Consider the following 8868-nt stretch of genomic DNA (forward strand, 5'->3'; position numbering starts at 1 on the left):
CTGTTAACAGAGGTGATGATATGTTAATCGAGCGAGTGCTGATCGTTGACCCCGTAGACGGAGAATACACCGGGAGCGTGCAATTCGGAGAAAAGATAGAACGAATAATGAAAAAAGAAACGGATTACGATTATATACTCATGCCAGGCTTTATAGATCCTCACACGCACGGTCTCGTTGGAATAGACACAATGGAAGCCTCAAAAGCAGACTATGAAAAATGGATAAACGAAAACTTTTCTCGGGGAGTAACCCACTTTTTGCCAACAACCGTCTCAGCGTCAAAAGCGGATATTTTGCATATTTTAAAAAGATTCAAAGGTGTCAGGAAATCAATAGGCGGGCTTCATCTTGAAGGCCCTTTTATAAGTATAAAGAAAAAAGGTGCACAGAATCCCGAACATATCAGAAAACCATCACTTGAAGAGCTAAAAGAAATAATAACTGACAGCGTGCGGCTGATCACAATGGCACCGGAAGTGGAAGGTTTTTATGAGGTTTTACCGTATCTGACTGAACGTGACGTAAGGGTGAGTATTGGCCACTCAAACGCTGTATTTGAAGACATGGCAAAGGCGTTCCAGAACAATGTTAGGAGAATAACCCATTTCCCTAACGGTTTGAGAGCTCTCCATCACAGGGAATTAGGAGTTGTTGGCGGAGCGCTATATCTGGATTTTACAATAGAGCTTATTGTGGACGGTGTTCACTCTTCACCGGAATTCGTTGATTTCACGTATCGAATAAAAGGGGCAGACAAGATCATACTGATAACAGATTCAATATCTGCCACGGGGTTGAAAGATGGAAGTTACACGCTGGGTGGTCTTGATGTGAAAGTAGTTGGCGGTAAAGCGACCCTCGCTGATGGAACCCTCGCTGGTAGTACACTCACTTTTGACAATGCGGTAAAGAACTTTCACCGTTTTACACACTGTACGCTGAAAGAACTCGCAATGGTTTCTTCTTACAATGCAGCGCGTGATCTTGGAATAGACGATGAAGGCCGGATTAAAGAGGGGTACAGAGCAAATTTTGTTCTCCTCGATAAAGAGTTGAATGTTGTAAAGACGGTCTTTGAAGGGAACGTGGTTTATAAGAAGTGAGACTCGAGAACCGAGATCCGAGATCCGAGATAACCGCTACGCGACGAGTGCGCAAGGTAAAACCCAGCAGAGCCGCTGCGAAGCAGCCCACACTGGATCTCGGTTCTCGAAGCTCGGATCTCGTTTTTCACGCACGACCACAACCAGCAACGTTAAATCAGGACGGAGGGAAATACCTTGACAGTTATCGAGAGAAGGGAAAAGATTCTCCAGATTCTGAAAGCCCGAAAGAAAATAGACATTAAGTTTCTTGCAAAAATAATCGATGTTTCAGAAGTTACCGTAAGAAGGGATATAAGAATTCTTGAGAGAGAAGGAAAACTGCTGCGCAGTCGAGGAGTAATCATACTACCTGACGTCTCAGAATACGAGTTGTCCTTTATGGAAAGAGAAAAAGAGAACGTTGATTTGAAAAGAAAAATAGCCAGAGAAGCGATTAACTTCGTGAAAGAGGGAATGGTGGTAGGATTCGATGCAAGCACTACGGCTTTACAGATCGCGAAACTGGTAATAGAAAAGGGAATAAATATTACACTGGTTACCACCAGCTTGCCAATCTTTCGTTTGGTTACGTACTCTAACAGAGCGAATGTCATACTTATCGGCGGGGAGTATGACATGAAAAATCTATCTTTCGTCGGTCCTATTACCATTAGAAACCTTGATATGTTCTGCTTTAACCTTTGCTTCATTGGTGCAAGTACCATAATTCCCGAGCGAGGGTTTTTCACACCGGATTCCAGAGGTGCGGAAGTAATAAGACATTTTGCATTGAACAGTTCAAAAGTAATAGGCGTAACGGATAGTTCGAAATTTAAAAAAAGCGCTCAATACCTGTCGGTAGACATTAAGCAAATAGATGTTGTGATAACCGATGACAAATTCAATGGGGAATACTTAAAAAGATTTCCATCCAGTGTGAAGGTCATTATGGCTAAATAATTCGTTGATTGGGTACCTCCCGTGAAGCTATGGGGGTGATTGTTTTGGAGGGGCCAAGAGGACTTAGAAAGGGAGAAATTGATTCTGCTGTTGAACTTGCTGACAAAGTCCTTGCAAGTGGTGAAAAAAGGATGCAGAAGGTGTACCCTTTACTTCTTTCTGAAGATAATGCTGAAAATCTAAGGGTATTTGTGGATAAAGGGAAGGTTGTGTCACTCGTTGGCATGTTGCCGCGTGAATTGAATATCTACGGTCATAAGGTTTACGTTGGACTCATCGGCTCTGTTAGTACAGATCCGGAGTATAGGGGGAAGGGACTTGCTACAAAGCTTTTGCATGATACTGAAGCCTGGGCCCTGAAAAACGGTATCTCTTTGTTCTACATATCCGGTGGAAGAAACCTCTACAAACGTTTTGGTGCGGTAAATGCTGGTGTTTTTTATACAGCCACAATCTCTGGAAAAAAAGAAAATCCTGAGGTTAGAAAAGCAACTGTCGAGGACGTCGCTAAAATCTGTGAGATTCATTCGAGAAGACCGGTGAAATTCGTAAGATATTTCGATGATTTTCTGAAGGTCTTTCAGACTGGTCACGCTGTCGATAAAGAAGCTGAGTACTTCATTTTCAAGGATTCCTACGCCATCTTTGTAGAACGGGACGGTCAGCCAAGGATGGTGGAATACGGTGGAGACGAACAAGATGTCCTGGAAATTGTAAAGCACGTTTTGAGCAAGAGTGATCACTATGAAGCTCTCATTCATTTTCCGGGTTTTTCTGCGTTTAAGAACATTGTGCCTGAGAAAAAAAGAAGAGGGTTCTTTGGAACTGTTAAAGTCCTGTCGAATGAAATGTTTTTTGATCAAATAAAAGGCTATTTCCTGGAAAGATTACCAAAAGGAAGCGTTGAAAAACTAAAAGAACAACTCTCATGCATGGATACCCCTTCTCTCACAAAATTCCTTTTTGGTTCTATCGAAGGAGATCCTGAAATACCAGCAGATCTCGAAGGTGTTTTGCCTATACCTATTCCAGATTATGGAGCAGATTTTATTTGAAACTTAGAAAAGGAGCGTCTTACTATGGATATTCTGGAAAAGCTTGTCAACACAGCTACCGGTCCTGATGTATCCACCGAAGAAAAGCTCAAGAGAACAGCCTTTCTTCTTGATATTCTGGTGGATTTTGGGTTCAAAGTACGTAGCGGCAACGGATGCCACGTTGCGGTACGAGGCAATCCTCCTTATATAACTCTCATCGGCCATCTGGACACGGTTTTTCCGGAGGGTGAAGAGAAAAAAAGACCGTTCAGTATCGTTGGTGATAAAGCGTACGGTCCCGGTGTTGCGGACATGAAGGGCGGTATTGCGGTAATGTTTCAGGCACTCAAGGACATTGACCGGGACAACATATCAATAATACTAAACGTTGATGAAGAGATAGGTTCACCAGAAAGTGAGATTGTTTTCAGTGAATTTGCCAAGAAAACCTCTTACTGCCTTTCATTTGAACCCGCTTTTCCAGATGGAAAACTTGTCGCCTCCAGAAAAGGGGTTGGTGCGCTCTTAATCAAAACTCACGGAAAAAAGGGACACGCTGCGAGGATACAGGAAGGCGCGAACGCTGTGGTGGAACTCTCAAACAAAATCCATAAAATCTGGGAATTGAACAGAAATTTTGTGGATTTAACTGTGAATCCAACGATTATCAAAGGTGGTATCAAAAGCAATGTAACTCCAGATTACGCGGAATGCTATTGCAACGTCAGATATTACGCGATGAATGAGGTAGAGAAATTCGAAAAAGAAATCGCCAGAATCTCTAAAGAAACCGTTATTAATGGTTGCACTACGGAATTCGAGTACAAGCAATATAGAAAACCCATGAAAGAATGCCCTGAACTCGTTGAAATCGTTAGAAAGGAAGGGTTTAAGGTCACACGATCATCTGGAAGCGGTGACGCGGCATTCTTCAACAGAGCAATCGACGGACTCGGTCTTCCAGGAGGCAATCTTCACTCTAAGGAAGAATACGCTATCATCTCAGAATTTGATAAAAAGGTCAAACTCGCAAAAAAACTAATTACCTCAATTTAAAAGTTTTTCCCCAAAAGGATAACCTTTTGGGGGTTTGTTTTATCTTTTTGTTCATATATAATCAAACTTACCCATGTTTACTAGTTATATATGATTGTTTTTGGAAAGTACAGGATGATGAAAGGAGTGAAATACCGTGACAACTGTCGAGAAAGAAATACGCGAGCAGATAACCGATCTTCCAAATATACTCAGTTTTATGAAAGATTTTGTCAAAACAGGGAAATTACCGGATTTTCTGTTTGATGCAGACCTGGTCTATTTTGTCGGATGTGGAAGTTCCCATTACAATGGTATAGCTGCATCTCGTTATTTTATCCAAAAAACAGGAATAGAAGCCAGAGCACTGCCGGGCGGTGAAATCTTCTTTGCAAAAAATCAAAATATAGGCAGTAACACAATGAAGAGAGCAGCTGTGCTTATTTCTAGATCTGGAGAATCAACAGAAGTTCTGCTTGCCGGGAAGGTTTTCAAGCAACTTGGAATACCGACGCTGGGAATAACAACGGTAAATAACAGTTCTCTTGTAAAGATAGTTGATCGTTCTATTGTACTGCCTCTCGATGAAGTTTCCATAGTTATGACGAAGTCGTTTTCCGCTATTCTTCTAGCTTTACAGTTACTTGTTGACTATTATTCCAATGGGAATTTCGAGTATTACGATGAATTAGTCCGTTTGATACCGGACATAATTGAGAAAAGTTTTGAAATGATTGAGAATGACCAGCTGTGTTCTTACAAACGTTTCATCTTTCTTGGTATAGGTTCCTTTGAGGGGATTGCCAGAGAAGGTGCTTTGAAACTGGAAGAGATGTCTCTGAGCACAACAAAGGCTTTCTCAACCTATGAATTCAGGCACGGACCTAAATCGATGGCAGATGAAGAAACACTCGTCACGATTTTCGGAGATATCACAACAGAAGAAAGAAAACTCGCGGATGAGTTAAGATCTTACGGATCAAAGATAATTTATGTTGGTTCAGGTGAACCTGATATCTATACGGGTGGAGAAATGGGACTATTCCTGTCTCCTATTTTCTCACAGATATTGGGGTTAAAAATTGCTGAAGCAAAGGGCTTGAACGTTGAAGCTCCAAGGAATCTTACAAAGGTTGTACGCTTTGTGCACAACGCGTGATTGATTAAATTTTCAGATCAATGAAAGTAAGATACTAAAGCCCGGAGGTGAAGTTATGAATCTTACGGTAGGAAAGTTCAGAGGTTATACCAGGATTTCCAATGAGTTTGGACAATTCAATATGCTTGCACTTGATCAAAGAAATAGCTTACAGAAATCGATAAAGGAAATTAAGGGTGATTGGAATTCAGAGGATCTCGCGAATAATCAAAAAAATGATACTGAAGACCCTGTCTTTTTATGCATCGGCGGTTTTGATAGATGGAGAATACGGTTTTCCTGAAAACATAAAATACGTTGCTCCTCAAACAGGAATTATTTTATCCGTTGAAAAAAGTGGCTATGTTACTGACGAAAGCAACTTCCAAGACAGGCACTCGGTACTTTACAGAGAGGATGCAGTTAAACTTGCTAAAAAACACGGACTTGATGCGGTAAAACTGTTGATCTACTGGTCTGATTATGCTTCCGATAATACGAAAAACTACCAGAAAGAACTTGTTGAATCAGTTGGAAAGCAATGTAGGGAAGAGGATATTCTTTTTATACTGGAGATCCTCACCTACAATCGCGGTGAACGCGAGAAAAACGAAACCATATTAAACGCCGTAAGAATTTTCAAAGATGATTCCTTTGGCGTTGATTTGTTCAAGATAGAAGCCTTCTCTCAGGATCCAGAGATTTCAAAAGAAACTGTTTTTGAAGCGACCGGGGGCAAACCATGGGTCATTCTGAGTGGCGGAATGGATTTAGACAAATTCAAAGGTATAGTTAAGTGGAACATGACTCTAGGGGCCTCTGGCTACCTTTGTGGACGCGTTGTCTGGAAAGGGGCTGTTAAATACGTTGAAGACCTGGCAAAGATGGAAGCTCATTTAGAAAATATAGGTAAGTACAATATAAACGTTTTGAAGCTAAACTCTCTGGAGGCTTTACCTTTTTATAATGCACCTTATTTTGGTGGTATGGAAAATATAGATCTCGTTTGACATGCTGTCTACTCCCTAAAGGGAATGGGTATTTTCAGCGGTTGTACTATAAATGTTGCTTACCCTTTCAAACTCTTTTTCGCATTCCAGGAAAGCATCGACAATATCGGGGTCAAAGTGTTTACCTCTATCTGCCTTTATTCTTCTGAGAGCTTCCTCGTGCGGCAGCGCATCTTTGTAGGGCCTTTTCGACCTGATTGCATCGTAGGCATCGCACAGGGCGAAAATTCTAGCTTCCAGGGGAATTTCTTCTCCTTTCAAGCCTTCCGGATATCCCTCACCGTTGTACTTTTCATGGTGATACGCACAGATGTTTCTTGCCATAGTAATAAACGAGCCTTTCAGTTGATACTTATCGATAGCATCCTGAAGTATCTGTTTTCCTATTAAAGTGTGTTTTTTCATCTCTTCATATTCCTGTTCTGTTAATTTTCCTTCCTTCAACAGGATAGAATCCCGTATCCCTACCTTCCCTATGTCGTGCAAAGGGGTGGTATCGTAAAGGTTCTCAATGAATTCATTTGTGATGATTTTCCGGTATTTCTTGTTTTTGCGCAGTTGTTTTGCCAGTATCGCTGCGTACTCTCTCGTTCTTTTTAAATGGCGCCCTGTTTCGGTATCTCTTCGTTCAGCAAGCGTGGCAAGAGAAGACATGATAGCTTTTTGTGCACCTATCAGATCTTTTGATTTCGATAAATTTAAATAAATAACTACCAGCATGAGTGTGAGAAATAAGATGAACACCAGTGTTGACGTCAAAGTCAGGTTTTGGAGTGCCGCTTTCAATGTTGGATGTTTGTGATATGCTGCAATGATCAAGCGATTGCCAGGAAGAAATTCAACAGTTGAATAATGTAAGGTTTCTATATCTGAAAGCTCTATATGACCAGAATCATTGGGGAAGTTGTAATTGGATTTACGGAAATTAACTGATTTGTCTGGATTTAACGATATTAAGTATCCGTCTTCCGTCTGAATAAACATATTTTTATATAACAGTTCAAGAACTTCTGAAAAGCGTACATTTAGAATCACAATCCCCATTTTTCTGCCTTCAGAATTAAACAAAGGGGTTGCCAGCCTTATTACCGGAGTGTAGGGTATTTCTATCTTTCCTTTTTCAATGTTCAAATCTATCGGAGAAACGTAGATCTGGTTTTCATCCATTTTCATGGCTTCTTGAAAATAGTAACGGTCCTCTTTATTTTGCAGTCGTGAATCGGGAACAATTATCGTAGTACCATCCGGGTTGTGATTGACTCTAACTATTTCCTGGCCTGAAGAATCGATAATTCTTATTTGATAATACCACTTGGAGGCTTTGGCAAGTTCATAGAATATTTCTTTAATTGTGTTTTTGTGGCTAATAGATTCAAAATTACTGTTCACGAAGTTTTTGGTGTTCGGAATGTTTTTTAGTAAGAGCAAATCTCGTTCGAAATTACGGAATAGTACCCTGATGACCTCTTCGGTAGTAAGTAATTGAGAAACAATACTTTCATGCCGCCATTGCGCTTCGATTTCGTATATTCTTTCGCCACCAAAATGTATAACCACCCAAAAGAGAACAGAAAGAATCACAATAGTCAACAGAAATATCCTGTTATGTTTTATAAAACTTCCCACACAATCAACCTCTTTCGAAACATAGTAACGAAAATATATCGGGAGTAAAGAGATAAGTATACTAAATTCCCAAACTATGCACTTAGCTAGATAAACCCAGAGAGAAAACAAAAGAACGATTCGGGATCACGAACAAATAAAGCAAATAGGGAAAATAAAGCTTTTTCCAGATGGTACTGTTCTATCTGCCGTTCAATGAATTCTCTGAATCCTATCCGGTCTTTGACATTCAAATAGTATCTCGCTATCATCATCGCTGTGAAGTAGAGAGCTACAAGCTCCGTGTGTTTTTCAGTGGAACGCTGTGAGTAAACCTGTGTTTTCAGCCCCAATAGACCTTTTGCCTGCTTGAAGTATTCTTCCACAGTCTCTCTTTTGCTGTAATGATTGAGTATCTCATACTCTGTCATGTTCGTGTCGCTGCAAAGAATGATTCTCGTTTCGTCAGCACTGTTGTCAATGACTATCTTTACCTTTGCTTGGTAGCTCGGAACTCTCGCAATAAATGATGTGACTCCCTTAGTTTTTTTCTTGAGCTTTGAAAGCAAGAAGCTTTTTCCGTCAATCACAACCTTGAGATTGGTTCTCAGCCTGCCGATTATAGTCGAAGCAGAATTGACAACCTTTGCAAATATCCTGCCGCACATAATGGCTCCATCTACAAGGACAATGTTGTTTTCAAGCTTCGAGTACTCAAGAATGGAGATGAGTTGCCCTGTGAAATCACCCTTTGTTCTTTCTCTTGTAACCAGGGGAAAAACACAGTCCGTTCTTTACATATAGTACAGATGAGATAAGCGAGATACTGTTTATTACCTTCTCTGCTGTGGAAGAGTAATACTTGCCAAGGTTCTCTATCTTTGAGCCATACCTCTCAATAACGGTCTCATCCAATATGATGTATTTGGGTTCAAGACCATTGTTAGAAAGAAAGTTTTGGATGAAATTCAATCTGCTGCCTGTGAGCTCTTCAG

8 protein-coding genes and 1 pseudogene are annotated in these 8868 nt (G+C 40.7%); 7 read left to right on the forward strand and 2 right to left on the reverse strand.

The annotated features are described in order from the left end of the window. The first annotated feature begins 20 nt into the window (after nt 1–20). From nagA to DU53_RS03860, 7 genes are all read left to right on the forward strand, one after another. On the forward strand, nt 21–1106 hold the full coding sequence (gene nagA / locus DU53_RS03830) for an N-acetylglucosamine-6-phosphate deacetylase (protein ID WP_063727620.1): 1086 nt from the start codon (nt 21–23) through the stop codon (nt 1104–1106). A 177-nt stretch (nt 1107–1283) separates the two neighbouring features. Further along, complete coding sequence (locus DU53_RS03835; protein ID WP_063727622.1) at nt 1284–2048, forward strand: DeoR/GlpR family DNA-binding transcription regulator; 765 nt, start codon at nt 1284–1286, stop codon at nt 2046–2048. A 44-nt stretch (nt 2049–2092) separates the two neighbouring features. Beyond that, nucleotides 2093–3103 (forward strand): GNAT family N-acetyltransferase, encoded by a 1011-nt coding sequence (locus DU53_RS03840; RefSeq protein ID WP_063727623.1) that lies wholly within the window; start codon nt 2093–2095, stop codon nt 3101–3103. A gap of 24 nt (nt 3104–3127) precedes the next feature. Further along, a complete protein-coding gene (locus tag DU53_RS03845; RefSeq protein WP_063727625.1) occupies nt 3128–4141 on the forward strand; it encodes a M20/M25/M40 family metallo-hydrolase in 1014 nt (337 codons plus the stop codon). 136 nt (nt 4142–4277) lie between these two features. After that, the gene (locus tag DU53_RS03850; RefSeq protein WP_015868116.1) at nt 4278–5279 is read left to right on the forward strand and encodes an SIS domain-containing protein; all 1002 of its coding nucleotides are present in this window, start codon (nt 4278–4280) and stop codon (nt 5277–5279) included. Nucleotides 5280–5334: 55 nt separating this feature from the next. Continuing rightward, nucleotides 5335–5562 (forward strand): hypothetical protein, encoded by a 228-nt coding sequence (locus DU53_RS12125; protein WP_063727627.1) that lies wholly within the window; start codon nt 5335–5337, stop codon nt 5560–5562. Beyond that, on the forward strand, nt 5534–6268 hold the full coding sequence (locus DU53_RS03860; protein ID WP_063727629.1) for a hypothetical protein: 735 nt from the start codon (nt 5534–5536) through the stop codon (nt 6266–6268). Before DU53_RS12125 ends, DU53_RS03860 begins: the two co-directional genes overlap by 29 nt. Nucleotides 6269–6283: 15 nt before the next feature. Here the strand turns inward: DU53_RS03860 and DU53_RS03865 are convergent, their stop codons facing one another. After that, nucleotides 6284–7894 (reverse strand): HD domain-containing phosphohydrolase, encoded by a 1611-nt coding sequence (locus tag DU53_RS03865; RefSeq protein ID WP_015868118.1) that lies wholly within the window; start codon nt 7892–7894, stop codon nt 6284–6286. Between the two features lie 86 nt (nt 7895–7980). Continuing rightward, nucleotides 7981–8868 (reverse strand): annotated as a pseudogene (locus DU53_RS11880) (IS701-like element ISKol8 family transposase); the annotation flags it as partial.

It is taken from the genome of Kosmotoga sp. DU53 (assembly GCF_001639905.1).
In the GTDB taxonomy this organism is placed as follows: domain Bacteria; phylum Thermotogota; class Thermotogae; order Petrotogales; family Kosmotogaceae; genus Kosmotoga; species Kosmotoga olearia.

Excerpts from the sequence above, each read along its gene's own strand:
- nagA (WP_063727620.1), top strand. The coding sequence starts at position 21 with ATGTTAATCGAGCGAGTGCTGATCGTTGACCCCGTAGACGGAGAATAC.
- DU53_RS03845 (WP_063727625.1), top strand. The coding sequence starts at position 3,128 with ATGGATATTCTGGAAAAGCTTGTCAACACAGCTACCGGTCCTGATGTA.
- DU53_RS12125 (WP_063727627.1), top strand. The coding sequence starts at position 5,335 with ATGAATCTTACGGTAGGAAAGTTCAGAGGTTATACCAGGATTTCCAAT.